Annotated in this window: 18 protein-coding genes and 1 riboswitch; of the genes, 1 reads left to right on the top strand and 17 read right to left on the bottom strand. The window is 42.9% G+C overall.

Annotated features, from left to right (window positions below; translation table 11 throughout):
• Nucleotides 1–705: 705 nt before the first annotated feature.
• From BU200_RS01350 to BU200_RS01310, 9 genes are all read right to left on the bottom strand, one after another.
• Nucleotides 706–1191 carry a YtxH domain-containing protein gene (locus BU200_RS01350; RefSeq protein ID WP_075098444.1) on the bottom strand — a complete coding sequence of 162 codons (486 nt, stop codon included), beginning with the start codon at nucleotides 1189–1191 and terminating at the stop codon, nucleotides 706–708.
• Nucleotides 1184–1588, bottom strand: a complete 405-nt coding sequence (locus BU200_RS01345; RefSeq protein WP_075098443.1) for a DUF948 domain-containing protein — start codon at nucleotides 1586–1588, stop codon at nucleotides 1184–1186. The genes BU200_RS01350 and BU200_RS01345 overlap by 8 nt, the downstream gene beginning before the upstream one ends.
• A gap of 15 nt (nucleotides 1589–1603) precedes the next feature.
• Nucleotides 1604–2380: a prolipoprotein diacylglyceryl transferase gene (gene lgt / locus BU200_RS01340; protein WP_075098442.1), complete on the bottom strand. Its 777-nt coding sequence runs from the start codon at nucleotides 2378–2380 to the stop codon at nucleotides 1604–1606.
• 3 nt (nucleotides 2381–2383) lie between these two features.
• The gene (gene hprK / locus BU200_RS01335; protein ID WP_075098441.1) at nucleotides 2384–3310 is read right to left on the bottom strand and encodes an HPr(Ser) kinase/phosphatase; all 927 of its coding nucleotides are present in this window, start codon (nucleotides 3308–3310) and stop codon (nucleotides 2384–2386) included.
• A gap of 113 nt (nucleotides 3311–3423) precedes the next feature.
• Nucleotides 3424–3693, bottom strand: a complete 270-nt coding sequence (locus BU200_RS01330; RefSeq protein WP_075098440.1) for a PspC domain-containing protein — start codon at nucleotides 3691–3693, stop codon at nucleotides 3424–3426.
• Complete coding sequence (locus BU200_RS01325; protein ID WP_075098439.1) at nucleotides 3674–4444, bottom strand: hypothetical protein; 771 nt, start codon at nucleotides 4442–4444, stop codon at nucleotides 3674–3676. Before BU200_RS01325 ends, BU200_RS01330 begins: the two co-directional genes overlap by 20 nt.
• 49 nt (nucleotides 4445–4493) lie before the next feature.
• On the bottom strand, nucleotides 4494–4946 hold the full coding sequence (locus tag BU200_RS01320; protein ID WP_075098438.1) for a SprT family protein: 453 nt from the start codon (nucleotides 4944–4946) through the stop codon (nucleotides 4494–4496).
• Nucleotides 4933–7062: a Tex family protein gene (locus BU200_RS01315; RefSeq protein ID WP_075098437.1), complete on the bottom strand. Its 2130-nt coding sequence runs from the start codon at nucleotides 7060–7062 to the stop codon at nucleotides 4933–4935. The genes BU200_RS01320 and BU200_RS01315 overlap by 14 nt, the downstream gene beginning before the upstream one ends.
• A gap of 130 nt (nucleotides 7063–7192) precedes the next feature.
• The gene (locus BU200_RS01310; protein ID WP_075098436.1) at nucleotides 7193–7708 is read right to left on the bottom strand and encodes a QueT transporter family protein; all 516 of its coding nucleotides are present in this window, start codon (nucleotides 7706–7708) and stop codon (nucleotides 7193–7195) included.
• A riboswitch (PreQ1 riboswitch) is annotated at nucleotides 7706–7806 on the bottom strand. It overlaps the preceding gene by 3 nt.
• Before the next feature lie 771 nt (nucleotides 7807–8577).
• Here BU200_RS01310 and BU200_RS01305 point away from each other — a divergent pair.
• On the top strand, nucleotides 8578–9027 hold the full coding sequence (locus BU200_RS01305; protein WP_075098435.1) for a GtrA family protein: 450 nt from the start codon (nucleotides 8578–8580) through the stop codon (nucleotides 9025–9027).
• Here the strand turns inward: BU200_RS01305 and BU200_RS01300 are convergent.
• From BU200_RS01300 to BU200_RS01265, 8 genes are all read right to left on the bottom strand, one after another.
• Complete coding sequence (locus BU200_RS01300) at nucleotides 8989–10491, bottom strand: IS1182 family transposase (protein WP_075098434.1); 1503 nt, start codon at nucleotides 10489–10491, stop codon at nucleotides 8989–8991. The two genes, BU200_RS01305 and BU200_RS01300, sit on opposite strands and share 39 nt — an antisense overlap.
• A 105-nt stretch (nucleotides 10492–10596) precedes the next feature.
• Entirely contained in the window at nucleotides 10597–11526 is a 930-nt protein-coding gene (locus tag BU200_RS01295; protein ID WP_075098433.1) for a YihY/virulence factor BrkB family protein, read from the bottom strand.
• A 22-nt stretch (nucleotides 11527–11548) separates the two neighbouring features.
• Nucleotides 11549–12409: a methionyl aminopeptidase gene (locus BU200_RS01290; protein ID WP_075098432.1), complete on the bottom strand. Its 861-nt coding sequence runs from the start codon at nucleotides 12407–12409 to the stop codon at nucleotides 11549–11551.
• Nucleotides 12410–12738: 329 nt separating this feature from the next.
• Nucleotides 12739–13293, bottom strand: coding sequence for a GNAT family N-acetyltransferase (locus BU200_RS01285; RefSeq protein ID WP_075098431.1), 555 nt, complete (start codon nucleotides 13291–13293; stop codon nucleotides 12739–12741).
• Nucleotides 13294–13378: 85 nt separating this feature from the next.
• Entirely contained in the window at nucleotides 13379–14644 is a 1266-nt protein-coding gene (gene murA / locus BU200_RS01280; protein WP_075098430.1) for a UDP-N-acetylglucosamine 1-carboxyvinyltransferase, read from the bottom strand.
• Nucleotides 14645–15115: 471 nt separating this feature from the next.
• Nucleotides 15116–15856, bottom strand: coding sequence for a PHP domain-containing protein (locus tag BU200_RS01275; protein ID WP_075098429.1), 741 nt, complete (start codon nucleotides 15854–15856; stop codon nucleotides 15116–15118).
• A 781-nt stretch (nucleotides 15857–16637) separates the two neighbouring features.
• Nucleotides 16638–17831: a methionine adenosyltransferase gene (metK, locus tag BU200_RS01270; protein WP_075098428.1), complete on the bottom strand. Its 1194-nt coding sequence runs from the start codon at nucleotides 17829–17831 to the stop codon at nucleotides 16638–16640.
• An 864-nt stretch (nucleotides 17832–18695) separates the two neighbouring features.
• Nucleotides 18696–18937 (bottom strand): IS3 family transposase (locus BU200_RS01265; RefSeq protein WP_142237004.1); only part of this gene is annotated, 242 nt, incomplete at its 5' end.

Genomic DNA, 18937 nt, shown 5'->3' with positions numbered 1-18937 from the left:
ACAGCCTTGTATAGCCGTTTAGTTTATTTTTAGTACTAGGCAACGAGTCGCAGGTAGTACTGGGGTACAGCAAGACGAGTTAACGAAGTAATAAAAATATAAACTAAATGACTATAAATTTTCTAAAATCATTCCATTTTTAAAACCTTGTCTACATTCTGAGTGTGTCTATACTGATTTTTCAGACCAAAGACAAAAGTTACTGGTAGCTCTAAAATAATTTTACAAATCAGTAGAGATAAGATAGTTGAAGCTCATCTATTTTTGATTTTCTTTGAGGATTATTATGTTTGATTCTGATTGAAACGATTAACAAGATGAATCGCAACTACCAAATGAAAGAGGATTAGGCTCAAAAAGCCTCCTATAACAGTCCCATTTTGGAAGTGTATAAAGATGAATATCATTATATCCATTGCTATTATTTCAAAAATAGAGATAATTAACTTTCTTTTCATGATTTTCTCCTTCTTAGCACATAAATGCTTTTGTTTTAGTCATAATAACAATATATTAAATATATCAAAAAATCAAACAAAAGGAGGTTGTTTTATAGCCGTTTAGTTTATTTTTAGTAATAGCTCCAACAGTCTGGGGAGAGACTGTTGGAGGGGGGAAATGAAGAAAACGAAGTTTTCGTCAAAACAGTCTGGGGAGGGACTGTTGGATATGTAGATACATAAAAAATCCGCGACTGCGGATTTTTTATTCTTCTTCTACCACTGGTAAGTCAATCTCAATATCTTCTGTCGTAACTGCAATTTCTTCTGCCACTTCTTCTACGGAAGGAGCTGCTTTTGCTTTCGATTTGATCGAAGCAAGCAAATCGCTTGTCGTGATATTTTGTTCAGCCATTTTTTCTTTGATTTGCTCAAATTTTTCAAGAGATTGCGACTTGACCAATTGCGCTTTTTCTTTACCTGTTTGTACCAAATCATCAACTGTCAATTCACCTGATTCCAATTGACCCTTGACAGATTCATATTTATCAACAGCCTGCTGGCCCAAATCTTGTGCCTTTTGGATAAATTCCGCATTGATTTCTTCATGATTTTCCCGGTAATCTTTAGCAAGGTTCCGCACCTTTTTCTTGACTACTTGACCAGTCTTAGTCGCAAGAAAAGCTGCCGCAGCTGCTCCTCCTGCCGCCCCTAACAGGATACTTGTGAAAATACTAGACTTTTTAACCATGTTTTTCTCCTTTCTTTCCTAAAATGGAAGATAACTTACTCATAACTGCTAAGGCTCCGCCCGCTTTGATAGTGCGTTGACCTGCTGTACGAGCTCTAACTGTCAAATCACGAGCAGAGCTATTGAGGTCAGACACTGATTCTGATAAATCAGCAACTGCTACAAATAGCGGATCCAAGGTAGCAACCTTGCCATTCACATCTTCGACAAGGACATTTGTCTTTGCCAATAATTCATTGGTTTGGTAAAGGGTCACATTGACATCACTCGTCAACAGATTCAAACTTTGTTGGGCTTCATCCACCACGTTTGATACTTTCCTTAACAAGAGGATAACGTAGACTGCGACAGCAGCAAGAGCTACTGCAATGATAAAAACAGATACTTCAATTAACATAAACATCTCCTTTTCTTAATCTTGATAGTAGGGCAGGTCTTGCCTGCGGCGATAGATTCCTAGGACAAGCGCAAGGAATATCAACAAGGCAGAGAGCCATTGGGAAACACGCAAGCCTGAAAGCATCAGGCTATCCGTCCGCATCCCTTCAATCACAAAGCGACCAGCCCCATACCAGATCAAGTAAAAGAGCGTGATCTCCCCCTGCTTGAGTAGCCGTTTGCGTCTACGTAGCAGACAGATCAAAACAAAGCCTAGCAGGTTCCATAAAGACTCGTATAGGAAAGTCGGAGTGCGGTAGCTCCCATCAATATACATTTGCTTGCGGATAAAGGCAGGCAAGTAATCAAGATGTGTGATGCTTACTCCATAAGCCTCTTGGTTGAAAAAATTTCCCCACCGTCCGATCGCTTGAGCAACCATGACAGACGGCGCCGCCACGTCCAGAAAATCCCAGGTTTCGATAAAATGATAGCGGGTAAAAAAGACAAGAAAGAGGAATCCTGTCAAGAGACCACCATAAATAGCAAGTCCCCCTTCCCAAATGGCAAAAATGGAAAGCAGGTTGTCCTTGTAAAGGTTCCAAGAAAAGGCTACATAGTAAATTCTTGCACCAAGAATGGCTAGGGGAAAGGCGTACAAAATGAAATCGAGAATAAATTCAGGCAAAATCTTTTTCCGCGGTGCTTCTTTGGAAGCCAGAAAAACTGCCAAAACCAAACCTGCAATAATACACAAGGCATACCAACGGATTTCAAAGAGACCTAATTTTACAGCAACTGGATCAATCATCGGTTACTCCTTATTGCTTTCAATCAGTCTACCCAGACGTTTTTCAAATTCTCTGGTCGCATCAAATCCCATTTGCTTTGAACGATAGTTCATCGCTGCGGCTTCAATCACGACAGAGATATTCCGCCCTGTTTTAACTGGAATCCGAATCTGCGGAATCGCAATGCCTGCAATTTCAATCGAGTCTCCACTATTACCCAAACGATCAAAAATCTTGCCTGTTTCATAATTTTCAAGGTAAATCGCTAATTGTACCTCTGATGATTCCTTGACAGCACTAGCCCCGTACAGGCTCATAATATCAATAATGCCCACTCCGCGAATTTCGAGTAAGTGCCGTAAAATTTCAGCAGGCTCTCCCCAGAGGGTCACATCATCTTTGGCATAGACATCTACGCGGTCGTCCGCCACAATTCGGTGTCCGCGCTTCACCAATTCAAGGCCTGTCTCGCTCTTACCAATTCCTGAATCTCCTTGAATCAAGACCCCCATTCCATAGATGTCCATAAGCACTCCATGGACACTGGTGCGTTGGGCTAGACGAGAATCCAAATAAGAAGACAATTCACCCGCCAAGCGGCTCGTTGCCGTATGACTTTGGAAAACAGCAATTCCTTTTTCCTGCGCTGCCTGAAACATCTCATCAGGAATTTCCAAACCACGCGCCACAATCACTACGGGCGTTTCAGGCTGAAACATCCTCCGCAAGACCTGGTAGCGATTATGGGAGGTCATCGCCATTAAGTAAGACCATTCTTTCATACCTATGAGCTGAATCCGCTCTGGAGCATAGTAGTCAAAATATCCTGTCATCTCAAGACCCGGACGTGTAATATCAGATGTGCTGATCTCTTTTTCAAGTAATGCTTCTGTGCTGTAAGCACTGCTCACACGCACATTGTCAATCAAATCTTTGACAAAAACTGCCATATCATCCCCCTCATTTCTTTACAACTATTATACCACAAGATAGGAGGAGAATACAAAAAAGGAAGTAGGGAAACTCGATTTCCTTGAAATCTAGTCTCCTACTTCCTACTAGGTTACCATCTATCTCTATGGATTTTCTCTGCCTCTTTTACCTTACGAGGTCCTGTTCCGTAGCGTTCTGCATAGACATCTTCCTTAAAGGGGAGAAGGATGGCAGCTAGGATATAAGCTGCAACTGCAAGTAGACCTAGACGTCCGAACAGGCAGAGGATCACAAAAATAACCCGTGTAATGCTCAAATCCCAACGAAAGCGATCGGCTAGACCTGCTAACACACCAGAGATGAGCTTCTTATTTCGCTGTTTATAAAATCCGAATGGCATGTTGTACTCCTTTCACGATAATCGGGCTGGTCACTGTCTTGATATAAAGGTGGAGAAGATGTTCTCCTTTTTTTTCACAAAAATAGGGACTGGTTTTCTTTTTCCTGTTGATGACAAGCTGACCGACTGAACTCTCCAGCTTCCCCCGTACCCCCTGATGTTTGGGCACTTGCAAATAGATCGGTGCTTCGACGAGTTGTAGGAAGAGGTGCTGAGACATCTGGTTCATGGCTACGATACGGATATCCTGTTGTTTTTTATCCGTTGCGCTATGAATAGAAACATCTTCAAATGGAAGATAGTCTAGTCTCGCATCTGCTCTTCCCAACTCTAAATTTAAAATCGACATCCACTGGTTTGGCAGAAAGACTGTCATGTGACAGGGAAGATTGGAAGCAAAGTGCAACCCTTGATTTTCAACATAAATCTGAGGCAAAAAGGCTTGACTGGTCTGTTGAGGATAGACAAGATGGATCTGAACTTGATCCGACTTGCTTTTCATGAATGCAATTTTTCCCTCTGATACACTGATGAAAAGGGATTCAATATCTGAAAAGGTATAGTCTTGCTTCAACTTGGACGAAGAAAAAATTTTCAAGCTCGGAAGTGTAAAACTCAAGCGTGGTTTTTCCTCCTCAACCAGAAAATCTGGTTCTTCATCAAACTCTAAAAAACAGGCACGCGCTTCTTCTTTTGTCAGAACACCTTTTTCATATAATTCCATCAATCGTTTTTGTGGTTCTCGTGCCATTTTCTCACCTCGATTCTCTTCTATTATACCATAGACAAGGCAAAAGAAATCAGCCCAAGGACTGATTTCTTTTATCAATGGATACCAGTAAGCCCCGACACTTGCCACAGCGGTATTTGGCTGTATTGACACGCCGTTTTCGAGGGTAGACTTGAGCACACTGCTGACAGCGATAGAGATAGTCAACAGTATCGAAGGCTGGAAGCGGTGGTGCATAGCGTACCCCATCCACCGCCTTTAGCAATTCCTTAAAGTCCCTGTCCTTATGGCGGTAACCTTTTTTCTCAAAATAAAGGTGATAATGGCAGAGTTCGTGGCGCACAATTTTCCGAAACAAGACTAGATCTGCCTCATAGTAACGCGGATTAAAGTCCAAGTGCCCGTCTTTGGGGAAGAAACGACCACCTGTCGTTGTCAATCGGTGATTCCAGTAGGCTTGGTGGCGAAATTCTTTTCCAAAATCCTCACGCGAAATCTGCCGAACATAGTCAGTGAGATTCATGCGGTGCTACCAAACTAAGATTGACTTTTTCACGAACTGTATCTAGCTTGTAGACCCAAACTGTTACTAGATCGCCTACTGACACGACTTGGCTGGGATGTTTGATAAAATGCTTACTCATATTCGAGATATGAATCAAACCATCTTCATGGATCCCAATATCAACAAAGGCACCGAAGTCGACCACATTGCGAACAACCCCCTCTAATTTCTGACCAATTTCCAGATCTTTGAAGTCAAGTACATCTTGGCGAAGAACAGGCGCCGCAAAGTCATCCCGTAAATCCCGACCCGGCTTGAGCAAGTCGGCTAGGATATCTTTCAAGGTCTCCTTCCCAAGACCAAGTTCCGTAGCCATTTCCGTCAATTGAACAGCCTTTAATTTTTCCTGCGCTGCCTCATCTAAGTGCTGAATTCCGAGCAAGTCAAATAGTTTTTGGACGGCTGGGTAAGACTCTGGGTGAACGCCTGTATTATCCAAGAAATTGCTCGCCTCGGGAATCCGTAAGAAACCAGCTGCCTGCTCAAAGGCCTTGTCCCCCAGGCGTGGGACTTTTTTGAGCTCTGCGCGCGAGGTCAAAGCTCCATGCTCCTCTCGGTATTTCACAATATTTTCTGAAATCGTCTTATTGAGACCAGCTACGTGGGCAAGGAGGGCAGGACTTGCGGTATTGATGTTGACTCCGACCTGATTGACCACTGTATCGACCACAAAATCAAGGCTTTCGGATAATTTTTTCTGGTTGACATCATGCTGGTACTGACCGACACCGATTGATTTGGGATCAATTTTGACCAATTCTGCGAGTGGATCTTGCAGCCTACGGGCGATGGAGATCGCCGAGCGTTTCTCAACCGTCAAATCTGGAAATTCATGCCGTGCCAATTCGGAAGCCGAGTAAACGGACGCTCCACTTTCATTGACAATCACATAGCGAACATCTGGGAATGCTTGCAGTATTTCTGCCACAAAGCTCTCTGATTCCCGGCTAGCTGTCCCATTTCCAATCGCGATAATTTCAATACCATATTGACCAATCAAGGCGGCAAGTTCTTCCTTAGCTTGAGCAATCTGGGCTTGAGAGGCTGGTTTGACAGGATGAATGACCTGAGTTGTCAACAGTTTTCCAGTCTGATCCACGACCGCTAACTTGGCTCCTGTCCGAAAGGCAGGGTCAAATCCCAAGACCATTTTTCCTTTTAATGGTGGCACTAAAAGGAGATTGCGGAGGTTATCTGAAAAGAGGGTAATCGCTCCTTCTTCGGCTTTTTCAGTCAGTTCAGTCCGAATGCGACGTTCCATAGCCGGTACAATTTTCTTCTTGACCGCTTGGCTGATAGCTTCCGTAATATAGGTATTTTTCTGAGGGAAACGCACTTCAAAAAAGCGGAGAATTTTCTCGAGATGATGGTCAAAGGAGACTTTTAAGATCCCTAATTTCTCCCCTCGATTGAGAGCCAGTGTCCGGTAGCCGTGCATGCTAGCCACTTTTTCAGAAAAGTCATAGTACATCTGAAAGACTTGCTTTTCATCAGCTTCTGGATCTTTTAATTGTGACTGGAGAGTGGAATATTGCAAGATTTCATGGTAGGTCCAAGATCGTAATTTCACATCTTCTGAAATCGCCTCAACCAAAATATCCACCGCACCTGCCAAACAGGCGCCAGCCGTATCAAAAGCTTCACAGATGAAAGAGGTCGCCTGCTCCTCTAAATCTGCAACATTTTGCAAAATGAGACGTGCCAAGGGAAAGAGACCTGCTTCTCGTGCAACAGTCGCCTTGGTTCGACGCTTCTCCTTATAGGGCAGATAGAGTTCTTCCACATCTGCTAATTTTTCAGCTTCTTCAATCGCCTTGCGCAGTGAATCGGTTAATTTTCCCTGCTCCTCAATCTTGGCTAAGACGGTCGCCTTGCGCTCTGCAAGAGCCGTTAAGGACTTGTCCAAGTCGATAATAGACTTGATGACAACCTCATCTAAATTTCCCGTCATTTCCTTACGGTAGCGGGCAATAAAGGGGATGGTATTCCCTTCCGCTGTCAGGGTTAAGACCGTTTCAATCTGCTGTAAACGAACACCCAATTCCTGGGCGATTTTCAAATATTTTTCTTCCATAGCCCTTATTATATCATGGATATTGGAAAGAAAAAAGCGGGAAACAGGAAGCAAAAATAAAGGAGGGAGGTCATCGTTTTCTTCAAAATCACGATTGAACCTCTCTCCCGATATCCTTCCAATATCTGTTTTATTTCGTAAAATCAATCCTCTGGGCTAAACGGTCAATGACCAGAGAGCCGACAAGGAGGGAGGCAAATTCTCCCAAGGCAGTAGTAAGCCAAGTCACTAAGAATGGACTTCGGTACAGTACATATAATTCAACAGCAATAGTAAACATGCTTATGGAAAAAAAGATCGAAAAGTATAAGAAGGCCTTGTTTAAAATACCATTCAATAGATACTCTTTCTGATATTTTCTAAAGAAATAGACACCCAGAGCTACGAATACGAGGGTTGAGCTCCCACCGACAAATACATCGATAACGCCAAATCCAATAAAGTTAGAAATCATACAGCCAATCGTAACAGCTACTAGATATTTACGATTATAAAAGGCTAGAAAATTCAGCATTTCTGACAAACGGAACTGGTAGGCTCCGTAAGCGATCGCGTTGAGGGGTGGTGTCACTGTTAGCACCACATAAAGTGCCGCAACCAAGGCAATATGTGCCATGTCACGGACTGTCCATTTTGTTTGATTCATGTAAGTCTCCTTTGGCGGCTAAACCGCGTATAATATGCTTGGCTAAAGGAAGGAAGCGCCAAGGGTTGTATAAGATATAAGGGCGTTAAAAAAGCGAATGAAAATTAGGAATCTTGACGCAGAAGCATAGCTTCTAGGAAAGATTATCTATTTTCCGAGCTTTTAGCCCGCGTTCGATTAAACAAGATACAAAGCCCGTTAAGAACTCAAAGCGAAAATAGGAAATCTGACGCAGAGCTTTTAGACGAGAGTTTGCTTCGCAAAATGCTATTTCCCGCCTCTAAAGGTATCCCATACCTTTAGAGCTAGGAAAGATTATCTATTTTCCGAGCTTTTAGACCGCATTCAATTTCATCAAGATGTGAAGCCGTGAAAAAACGAATGAAAAATAGGAAATACGACAATGAAGCATCCAGACGAGAGTTTGCTTCGCAAAATGCTATTTCCCGCCTCTAAAGGTATCCTATACCTTTAGAGCTAGGAAAGATTATCTATTTTCCGAGCTTTTAGCCCACGTTCGATTAAACAAGATACAAAGCCCGTTAAGAACTCAAAGCGCACTCAAGAGTATCCATATCCGTAAGCGGACATAGTCCGCAACGGCTACGGAAAACTAGGAAATCTGACGCAGAGCTTTTAGACGAGAGTTTGCTTCGCAAACTTCTATTTCCTGCCTCCAAAGGTATACTATACCTTTGAAGCTAGAAAGATTTTTCTTTTTCGCACAGAGTTTAGGGCGTGTTCAATTTCATCAAGATGTGAAGCCGTGAAAAACCTACCGCCCTAGGGTATCCGTCAGTTATCAAACTTCTCATTTTTACAACGTCTCCAGTATAGCATAATATGGGAGAATATGATAGACTAAGGATATGAAAAACTATATAAAAGCATTTTTTGAACATGAAATTCTAGCCTATTTGTTTTTTGGAGTCGCCGCGACCCTCGTCTATATTATCACGAGAACCGGTCTTTTCTTTGTCATTCCTCATACTCTGACGGTTGTCTTTATCTCTAACTGCCTAGCCATCCTATTTGCCTTTATCACCAATGACCAAATTGTCTTTAAGCAAGAATGGACTGACTGGCAAAAACGCCTGCTCAAATTCATCTCCGCACGGATCACAACCCTAGCACTAGATTTGGTACTGGCCTATCTTCTGGTCGATGCCTTCCCTCAAGTCATTGGACAGTTCGTCAATCAGAATCCTGCTAGCATTAACGCTATTGCAACCCTCATTTCACAAGTGCTTGTCATTGTACTGAACTATATTTTTAGTAAGCTATTCGTCTTTCAAAATACGAAGAATAAGAACCCCTAAACTAGGAGTTCTCAGATTGAAGACAAACTCCCTTTTGAAGTTTGTCTTTTTAAGTTTCATCAGGCAAATGTGTCTTGAACTGGTCACTATGTAGGCAATTTCTCTGAATTCTCCAAAATAAAAAAGCTTACCTGTCCTCCATTTTATCAGTTTTTTGAGATTTAAACACGCCAAAGTCAGTCCAATTTTATCTTCCATTTTGGACTTGCCAATCTCTCTTGTATAACGTAAATTGTGATATTCTTTAGCTGTCCCAAAAAGTCGCTCAATCGTCTCTTTTCGCTTCTGATAGAGCTCCTTCATCCCTCTTTGATGGCGGATATCTTCACAACTATCTAGGTAATCTTTCCAAACATGACGGGTCATCACCTTTTGATGGTTCTTGCTTGTGGTGCATACGGATAACAGGGGACAAGTGGCACAAATCTTTGGGGCACTCTTGTATTCTTGATAGCCCTCTCGAGTCGTGGTACGATAAGTCAAGGTCTGATTTTCAGGGCAAAGGTAACAGTCATAATACTCATCATAAATAAAGTCTTTCGGACGGAGTTTCCCTTTCTTCCCCTTGGGTCTAGTATAAGGAAAAACTGGCGTAATGTTTTTATCTAGGAGAAACTTAGCAATGCTTGGTGTTTTATAGCCTGAATCAGCGATGAGAAATTGTGGGGCAAAAGGTTCTAGCTTGGCAAAAAGAGCAGAAAAAGCCTGACTGTCATGAACATGACCAGGTGCAACACTATAAGCCAATGCCCAACCATGCTTGTCACAGGCAACTTGAGCAGAGTAAGCAAACACTTCCTTATGCTCGCCTTTATGAAACCAGCCACTTTCTGGGTCAGTCGTTGAGACTTTCTTTTCCTTAGGCTCTTTTCTTTTGGCGGGCTTTAGCGACTTTTTTGCGTGTTTCCTCCTGTCTAAATCAATCTCAAGCTCGAGTTGGTCACTCATGAACTTAGCCTGCTGGTTGACCATTTCCTTACGGTACTTGTGATTATTAGCAGCCGCTTTAATGTGAGTACCGTCTATGAAAATATCACTGGGATCAATTAAACCAGCTACTAGAGCTTGATGTAACACCTGACTAAAAGTCTTAGAAATAACCGCTTTATCTTGAAAACGACGACTATAATTTTTCCCGTAGGTTGTGAAATGAGGAACCTTATCGTCCAAAGTCAGCCCAAGGAACCAGCGATAGGCAGTGTTCACTTCAATGTCTTTAATCGTTTGACGCATGGAGCGAATGCCATAGAAACATTGGATAAGGGGAATTTTAATGAGCATGACAGGGTCTAAACTTGGACGACCATTATCAGGCGAATAAGTCTCCTCAACCACATCATAGATAAACTCAAAATGGATCATCTTATCAACTTGACGGAGAAAATGGTCTTCTGGTACAAGTTGGTCAAGTGTATAGAAGCCAAATTGATGGCGATTATAGTCAGGCTTTTCTTTGTGAAACATTACCTTACCTCACAAGCGTTTTCTTTTAGTATACTCCTAAAATTTGAAAAAAGCTCTTAGAATCTGAATTCTAGGAGCTTTGTCTTCAATCTGAGAACCCCTAAACTAGGAGTTCTTCTTTTTGTTGTTTCTTGTCAATCGTTCTTTGATACGCTGTATAATCGCCATCACATCACCGGGTCTAGGCGCAAATTCCTCCACCTGCAGGCTCTGCACCGTAGCATTTAGGACGGCTCCGATAATCAGGATATTAGCAACAAAGATAAACCAAAGCATCAGAACTAAGATGACCAAGGAAGTGACGAGACGGAAATCCAAAAAGCGATTTGCATAGGAATCAACATAGATTCCAAAGACTTGCCCTACTGTTGCCATAATAGCTAGAACAAAAAGGGAGCCCGGCAAAACATAGCGGATTTTTTTAATGCGAACATTGGGAAGGAAAAAATAGAGCATCACCAGAGCTAGAAAGAGGGCGATATAGGCAACTAGCTGGGTCTGATTGAGCAGGGTATTAAACAGGGGATCAAAATGAAATTTTGTGGATACTAATTGGAGCAGGGTCTTACCAAAAGCGAGCATCATCACGCTCGAAATGATAATTCCTTGCAGTCCAATCCCCAGAAACATGCCCACGATACGACTGATGATAAAATCTCGGTGCTGATCGACACCATAAGCCTTGTTGACCGCCTTTTGAAGTGCCGCCATGCTTTTAGAAAGGGTCCAAAGTGTGGTAACAATGGCAATGCCCAACCAAGATGATGATGGTTGGGTCAGGATACTGACGACCATATCTGCTGCTGTCGGATAAAGTTTTTCAGGGAAAACTTCCGCCAGCACCTCTAAAATTTGGTGGACATCAATCTGTAAGTAAGGCAAAAGATTGGCGAGGGTCAATAAGACCGGAAAAACCGAGATAATCAGATAGTAGGCTACTGCAACCCCCGTCAAATCAAGCTCTGCTGACTGGTAAAATGATAAAAAGGAAGCGATAAATGACTGGCAGTTACTCCAGAGCTTCTTTTTGTTCATTGTCCCTCCTTTTTTCATCCAATTAGTAGGTCCCTTCTTCTCCTTGACTTGTCAAAATCACAGGACCATCCTTTGTAATCACAAATTGGTGTTCATACTGGCAAGATAGGCCACCATCTAAGGTTTTATGGGCCCAACCTGTCTTTTCATCAGTATCAATCTCCCAAGTGCCTGTATTGATCATAGGCTCAATGGTCAAGACCATCCCCTCACGCAGTCGCAGTCCACGACCTGCTCTGCCGTAGTGAGGTACCATCGGTTCCTCGTGCATGGTTGGTCCCACACCGTGACCGACCAAGTCTCGAACCACACCGTATCCCTTGCCTTCTGCGTACTCTTGAATGGCAGCGCCAATATCTCCGATACGATTGCCGACAACTGCCTGCTCAATTCCCCGATAGAGACACTCCTTGGTTACCTCCATGAGATCCTTGACTTCCTGACTGACCTCGCCAACGGCATAAGCCCAGCAAGAATCTGCGACACCACCTGCGTATGACTCTGTATATTTTTTCATGAGAGGCACATTGTTAAAGTCTAATTTGGAAACATCAAGAATGGTCTTATCAATTGGCTCACTCAAGACCATGTCGACCTTGAGCAAATCCCCTTCTTTTAAAATGTAATGACGTGGAAAGGCATGGGCTACTTCATCATTCAAACCACAACAGGTCGCATAGGGATAGTCCATGAGATGACCATCAACACCAATCTGCAAGGGAAGAACATTTTCTTCCTTACAGCGCCTGCGGACATATTCTTCCACTTCCCACATATCAAGACCTGGTTTAATCAGGTCACGAAGTCCAACATGAATCCCGGCAAGAATGTCTCCTGCCCGGTTCATAGCCTCAATTTCTCTCTGTGATTTAATCGTAATCATCTCATCCTCTTCTAGTTAGTTATAGTTGTTTCGTTTAAGCTCAAACAATCTGGGTAGAGACTGTTTGAGGTGGGAAATGAAGAAAACGAAGTTTCTTCAAAATCGCAGGTAGTTGCCTAGTTGATAGCTAGACAAATGGTAGACATGAAAAATAGTGACTTTTCTCAATAGTGCAACTTAAGATACGAGGGCGTTTGACACGAGTTTCACTCGTTCTATCTCCAACCTTGTTGTTATGGGCTTACTCAACATTTTGACTACGCTTTGTCAGTGAGTTGTAGCCCGAGTTCAATTATACAAGACAAGTTATCAAAGTAATAAAAGATAAACTAAATAACTATATCCTGCGTCGCAAGTAGCTGAAACTCTATATATTCACGCATTTTACGACTGTACCGGTCACTGCCTTTGTACTGGCGAAGCTTTTGAAATCCTGCTTTTTCTGCCACGCGCTGACTGGCCCTATTTTCCAAATGCGTCAACAGGCGTAAGCTCTGAAAACCAATCCGAGAAAATCCGAGAAACACCACGGTTTGCAAGACTTCTGTCATCAAACCTTGTCCCCAGAAAGATCGGTGTAAAAAATAGCCGATTTCTGTCTCTCTTTTTCGTTCGTCTATATTCTCAAAACGAACACAGCCAATCATCTGCCCCCTTGCCTTATCCTCTATCGCCCAAATTCCTAGCGGAGACCGCATAAAATCTTGAACCAACAAGTCGGTCGTCTCTTCAATCGTCACCACACTGGGCATGATGTAGCTCGTATTATGAGGATTGGAAAGAATCAGATGCAAGTCCCTGCAATCATCATAGGAAAAAGGACGGAGCAGGAGACGGTCTGTCTCAAAGCTCGCATATTGTGCCAATCGTTTCCACATTTTCATCTTCTATCTTTACTTTAGCAAAAAGCGAGCAGGCTAATCGTCCACCATGTCTTCGATTTTCCACACTCACTTACCTGTCAGGAACCTATTTAGCTGGATCAATAAGCTCAATATCTGCTCCTAAGTCTTTTAGTTTTTCAATAATATTCGAATAGCCTCGGAGAATAAATTCAATATTTGTAATTTCAGTTCGACCTTCTGCCATTAGTCCTGCAATCACCATAGCAGCTCCTGCACGCAAGTCTGTCGCCCTCACACGGCTACCATTGAGCTTGTTGGGGCCTTGGTAGCTGATGCGACTACCCAGAACACGAATATCCGCTCCCATATTGATCAATTCTTGAACATGACCAATCCGCTTTTCATAAATGGTATCTGTAATCGTCCCTGTACCTTCAGCCTTTAGTAGCAAGGGAGTAAGCGGCTGCTGCAGATCTGTCGCAAAACCTGGATAGGGTGAGGTTTTGACACTAACTGCTTTCAACTTCCCTTGTTTTTCGACAAAAATACTATCTTCTGACACCGTCATACGGACGCCCATAGCTTCTAATTTTGCGATAAAACCTTCCAAGTGTTCGTAGAGGACATTGTCAATCTGAATCCCTTCACCGACAGCCGCCGCAAGGGCAATGTAGGTGCCGGCTTCAATTCGGTCGGGAATTACTTGGTGACGCGTACCATGTAGCTTTTCAACCCCCTCAATGGTGATCACTTCCGTACCTGCACCACGGACATGGGCTCCCATATTGTTCAAGAGTGTTGCTACATCAATAATCTCTGGTTCACGAGCGGCATTTTCAATCACCGTACGGCCTTCAGCCTTAACTGCTGCAAGCATGGTATTGATCGTCGCACCCACACTCACCGTATCCATAAAAATATGGGCTCCGTGGATCCGTTTGCCATTAGTAGACAAGTGCATATTGGGACCTTCATAGGTCATGCTTGCCCCCATAGCTTCAAAGGCTTTCAAATGCAGGTCAATAGGTCGAGGACCTAAATCACAGCCACCTGGCAAGCCGACAATAGCCTGCCCAAAACGACCGAGCAAAGACCCATAAAAATAGTAAGATGCTCGCAGGCTGTTGATTTTACCAAATGGCATAGGCATGTCTTTGACACCTCGCGGATCAATTTCCAGAGAATCTCCGCTGCGCTTGACAGTAGCCCCCATGGTCTCCATAATGTTGATCAGACTATCAACGTCAGAAATATCAGGCACACCATCCAGAGTTACAATTCCATCTGCTAAAATAATTGCTGGAATCAGAGCCACAACTGAATTTTTGGCTCCACTGACGGTCACTCTCCCTTTCAAGGGATGACCACCATTGATCACAATTTTTCTCATACTATACAAATCTCTTTCTCAAATTCGCCAAAATGGCATACAGTTCATTGTACCATAACTTAATGTAAATAGCTAGTTTTCGTTTTCCTCGTGTGGGCAATCAGAAAAGGGAGATAGGCAACTTGCCTCCCCCCTACTTTCATTACTTATGCTTTTTGAAAATCAAAAGAATACTTTGTCAAGAGTATTGATGAATTGAACATGAGCTAAAAGTTCTAGTGGGTTTTCAGCCTATTCCTTTAAAACAAGAAGGAACAGACTTCTATCTTCGACTACGTTTCCTCGTCTACTTTTGATTTTCGTTGAATATTACTCCACTCTATTTTGGCACTGAATCCACCAATGAGAGCGGAAAAACTCCGCTCCAGTGAAAATAAGTTGAATTTTTCTCCTACTCTTTGAAAAAGCTGGTTATTTTTTCACCCTTGTCCGTTTGAGCATTACCTACTTCTCTAAGCTATGGTAGGTTCTTCATAGCAACCACTCTTTTTGAATGCCGTAGTCACTCAAGATTTTCTCGATACGGTCAAAGTGCAGTCGAAAATGCTTTTGATAGTGCCCGTCTGAACCGATTGAATAGCGCCTGCACCCCATTTCCTGCAAGATAGAAAGGGCATAGAGGTAGAGCGCCTCATTGTCATACAAGTACATAGATTTACTATTTAACTCGAAAGCCAAGTGGTAGTCCATCATCTTTTTGAAGAGAGATCGGAGATTTGGTTCAAACTCCCGCAGGTCGTCCACGGTCAAAGATAATCTTCTAAAACCATAGTCAAAGTGGGCTAATACATCCGCAGGAACCCGCTCAACAGCTCGTTCCAATTCCTGCAAATAAGTCAGGATATGCTCTTTTGGATCCAGAGACAGAACCTCGTCTTCCAAGTAATCAAACCGACCATTATGGTGGACGGATAAGAGTTTCAAATCAAAATCTTTCCCCTCTAAATAAGCTAGAGTATCTTCTTCTCGAGGGGCGTAATAGCCGATTTCAATCCCTTTTTTGATCCGGTTTCCATACTCCCGCTCCAAGCTTTCAATTTGCTCTGTATAAGCCTGATAATCTGGTACATCATCCCGAGGTCCACCTAGATAGGGATTGGAGAGATCAAAGTGTTCTGTGGTCACAATTTCTCCCTCATATATCGTCAAATAATCTTCAAATCGTGCATCCGCATCATAAGAAAAATACGTGTGTAAGTGATTATCCCGCATGATTTTCCTCCTTGCTTGGAAATCCAAATCTATACTCAATATAGTCATTTAGTTTATATTTTTATTACTTCGTTAACTCGTCTTGTATAATTGAACTCGGGCTACGAGCTGTGCAAAGAAGAGCGATAACTGTTTCAGTTTTAGCTGATGATGGTTCTTTAGGAAATAGGCTGAAAACCTCCACTGGAGCTTTTCACTCGTCAAAACTCCTATTTTTGCTTTGCTCGTCTAACGCCCTTGTATCTTGTATAATTGAACTTGAGCTACAACTCACTGACAAAAAGATAAATACTCCTAGAAGCCACAGCTTCTTCGTCGTATTTCCTATTTTGTCTAGGAGTTGCTTCCACAGTCTAGGAATAGACTGTGGAAGGTTGGAGATAAAACGAGTGAAACTCGTGTCAAACGCTCTCGTATCTTGGGTAATTGAACACGCCCTAAACTCTGTGCGAAAAAGATAAATCTTCCTAGAGTCTAATGACTCTTCGTCAGATTTCCTATTTTCGCTTTGAGTTTTTTACGGGCTTTGTATCTTGAGTTGTACTATTGAGAAAAGTTACACTTTTCTTATCTATCACTTGTCTAGTTATCAACTAGACAACTACCTGCGACTTTTAACGAAAACTTCGTTTTCTTTATTTCAGTATATCATATTTGGGATAAAAGAAAAGAGGTAGGGATGAGTCACTATCTCTTGAGATATATCTTCTATCGTCAGCTAACACTCAATAAAGAGTGGGACAATCGCTCTCTCTGAAATCGCGACTCCCCACTCCCGAACTTAATCTTCAAGGATATGTTTAAGTGCTTCTACCTTGTCCACACGCTCCCACGGCAGGTCAATATCGGTCCGTCCCATGTGACCATAGGCTGCTGTTTGGCGGTAAATTGGTCGTTTCAAATCCAGCATTTGGATAATACCTGCTGGGCGGAGGTCAAATAGCTCCCGAACGGCTGCTTCAAGACGATTCTCTGCTACCGTACTCGTTCCAAAGGTGTCAATCCGCACCGACACAGGATGTGCCACTCCAATTGCGTATGCCAATTGAACTTCTGCTTTCTTGGCTAGACCTGCTGCAACGATATTTTTAGCGATATAGCGGGCTGCATAAGAGGCTGATCGATCGACCTTGGTCGCATCTTTTCCAGAAAAGGCACCGCCACCATGACGTGAATAGCCACCATAGGTATCGACAATGATTTTACGCCCAGTCAAACCAGAATCTCCTTGCGGTCCCCCGATAACAAATCGACCAGTCGGATTGATGAAATACTTGGTCTGCTCATCCAGATAGTGGGCTGGAATAACCGCTTGAATGACTTGTTCAATCATGTCTTTGCGAATCGTTTCTTGGCTCACTTCAGGATCATGCTGGGTTGAGATAACCACTGTATCGACACGCAAGGGCTGATCTTTTTCATCATACTCGACCGTGACCTGACTTTTGGCATCTGGACGAAGATAGGAAATCGCACCAGACTTTCTCAAATCTGCCAATTTCTTGACCAATTGATGGCTAAGCGAGATTGGTAGCGGCATCAATTCAGGTGTTTCATCCACAGCAAAACCAAACATTAAGCCTTGGTCACCAGCACCAATTTGATCGAGTGGGTCTTGGTCTGCGTTTCCACGAACTTCAAAAGCCTCATTGACCCCTTGAGCAATGTCGGGCGATTGTTCCACCAAGGACGGATGAACGCCTACCGTTTCTGCTGAAAATCCATACTCTGTATTGGTGTAGCCGATTTCTGCAATCGTATCACGGACTACGCGGTTAATATCGACATAGGCTGTCGTTGAGATTTCTCCAAATACATGGACAGAGCCTGTGTAAACAACGGTTTCTGCTGCCACATGGGCCTCGCTGTCCTGCTCTAAAATCGCATCTAAAATCGCATCAGAGATCTGATCCGCAATCTTATCCGGATGCCCCTCTGATACCGATTCAGACGTGAAAAGTTTACGTTCTGACATCTTCATGTCCCCCTTTAAATAAAAAATGATACTAGAAAAACAACTACCCAGCTCCCAGCCATCCAGCTTCAGCAGACTAACCTGCAAGGACTAGCACCAATCTCCTACCACAAGACTGACCTTTTCTTAGCTCGCTTTCTCAGATAAAAGAAAGTCCGTACCCGTTGACTTCACTGTCATATAATATTGTTGCTTTGCAGTAACCTATACCTTACAGCACTACTTCGTTTTACTTAGAGAAAGCTAGTAAGTTGGCTAGGCTGACCCCAGATAGCGGATATTATAGAAAAAGTCGTTTCCATAGCTGTTACGACGGTTTACACAAGCGAACGATATTTTCGCTTGGGGAAACCTAGTAAGTCGCTTAGGCTGACCGCAAATAGCGGCAGCCGTAGAAAAAAGTGCGACGAAGGAGCCGTTTTTCTTAGTTCAGTTACGACGAGCGGGAAAGGGATTCGATATCAAGACCTTTCCCGTTCTAGTAAGTTGGCTAGGCAGACCGCAGATGGCGGCTGCCGTACAATGACGTGTAGCTGTGCTACCGTCATTGTTGCCAAGTTAAAAGTTACAAAGCACCGATTGCTCAATCTTCTGGGCAATCGCCTTTTCGGGACTTATAACTTCTCTAGTATACCATGTTTAGAAAGAAATTTCAGATTTTTTCAAATCATTTTTACACCCTATCTCAAAAAAGACAAGTACCAATCAGATAAAACAAGGAAATAGAAAGGAACTCCTCCCATTGAAAAGAGTTAGACTTTTCCTCGCTCTCACTCTTTTTCTTTACAAAGGTTATAAAAAACTCCTAGAAACTGAACAGCTGAACTGCTCCCTGTCAAGTAGACAGTCAAATAATAAAAGATATTAAGCAACCTGATTCCTGAATTCCCAAGGGGTCAGGTTGTTTAATTTAGTTTGATAACGTTGTGTATTGTAAAACTGGATATAGCTTTCCACATCTGCGACTAGCTCCTCATAGGTCTTGTATTTCTTGAGATGATAAGACTCTGTCTTGAAATGCCCAAAGAAACTTTCAATTGGTGCATTGTCGATACATTTCCCAACTCGTGACATGGATAGAGTGATGCCAGCCTGTGTTGTAAAAT

Origin of the sequence: Streptococcus acidominimus (assembly GCF_001921825.1) — a bacterium.
GTDB classification, from domain to species: Bacteria; Bacillota; Bacilli; order Lactobacillales; family Streptococcaceae; genus Streptococcus; species Streptococcus acidominimus.
The sequence above is the reverse complement of the archived record's forward strand: the minus strand, read 5'-3'. Positions and strand labels throughout refer to the sequence as shown.

Bases quoted from the DNA above. Each gene is read 5' to 3' on its own strand.
- BU200_RS01350 (WP_075098444.1), bottom strand. From the start codon at position 1,191: ATGGTTAAAAAGTCTAGTATTTTCACAAGTATCCTGTTAGGGGCGGCA.
- BU200_RS01345 (WP_075098443.1), bottom strand. From the start codon at position 1,588: ATGTTAATTGAAGTATCTGTTTTTATCATTGCAGTAGCTCTTGCTGCT.
- lgt (WP_075098442.1), bottom strand. From the start codon at position 2,380: ATGATTGATCCAGTTGCTGTAAAATTAGGTCTCTTTGAAATCCGTTGG.
- hprK (WP_075098441.1), bottom strand. From the start codon at position 3,310: ATGGCAGTTTTTGTCAAAGATTTGATTGACAATGTGCGTGTGAGCAGT.
- BU200_RS01330 (WP_075098440.1), bottom strand. From the start codon at position 3,693: ATGCCATTCGGATTTTATAAACAGCGAAATAAGAAGCTCATCTCTGGT.
- BU200_RS01325 (WP_075098439.1), bottom strand. From the start codon at position 4,444: ATGGCACGAGAACCACAAAAACGATTGATGGAATTATATGAAAAAGGT.
- BU200_RS01320 (WP_075098438.1), bottom strand. From the start codon at position 4,946: ATGAATCTCACTGACTATGTTCGGCAGATTTCGCGTGAGGATTTTGGA.
- BU200_RS01315 (WP_075098437.1), bottom strand. From the start codon at position 7,062: ATGGAAGAAAAATATTTGAAAATCGCCCAGGAATTGGGTGTTCGTTTA.
- BU200_RS01310 (WP_075098436.1), bottom strand. From the start codon at position 7,708: ATGAATCAAACAAAATGGACAGTCCGTGACATGGCACATATTGCCTTG.
- BU200_RS01305 (WP_075098435.1), top strand. From the start codon at position 8,578: ATGAAAAACTATATAAAAGCATTTTTTGAACATGAAATTCTAGCCTAT.
- BU200_RS01300 (WP_075098434.1), bottom strand. From the start codon at position 10,491: ATGTTTCACAAAGAAAAGCCTGACTATAATCGCCATCAATTTGGCTTC.
- BU200_RS01295 (WP_075098433.1), bottom strand. From the start codon at position 11,526: ATGAACAAAAAGAAGCTCTGGAGTAACTGCCAGTCATTTATCGCTTCC.
- BU200_RS01290 (WP_075098432.1), bottom strand. From the start codon at position 12,409: ATGATTACGATTAAATCACAGAGAGAAATTGAGGCTATGAACCGGGCA.
- BU200_RS01285 (WP_075098431.1), bottom strand. From the start codon at position 13,293: ATGAAAATGTGGAAACGATTGGCACAATATGCGAGCTTTGAGACAGAC.
- murA (WP_075098430.1), bottom strand. From the start codon at position 14,644: ATGAGAAAAATTGTGATCAATGGTGGTCATCCCTTGAAAGGGAGAGTG.
- BU200_RS01275 (WP_075098429.1), bottom strand. From the start codon at position 15,856: ATGCGGGATAATCACTTACACACGTATTTTTCTTATGATGCGGATGCA.
- metK (WP_075098428.1), bottom strand. From the start codon at position 17,831: ATGTCAGAACGTAAACTTTTCACGTCTGAATCGGTATCAGAGGGGCAT.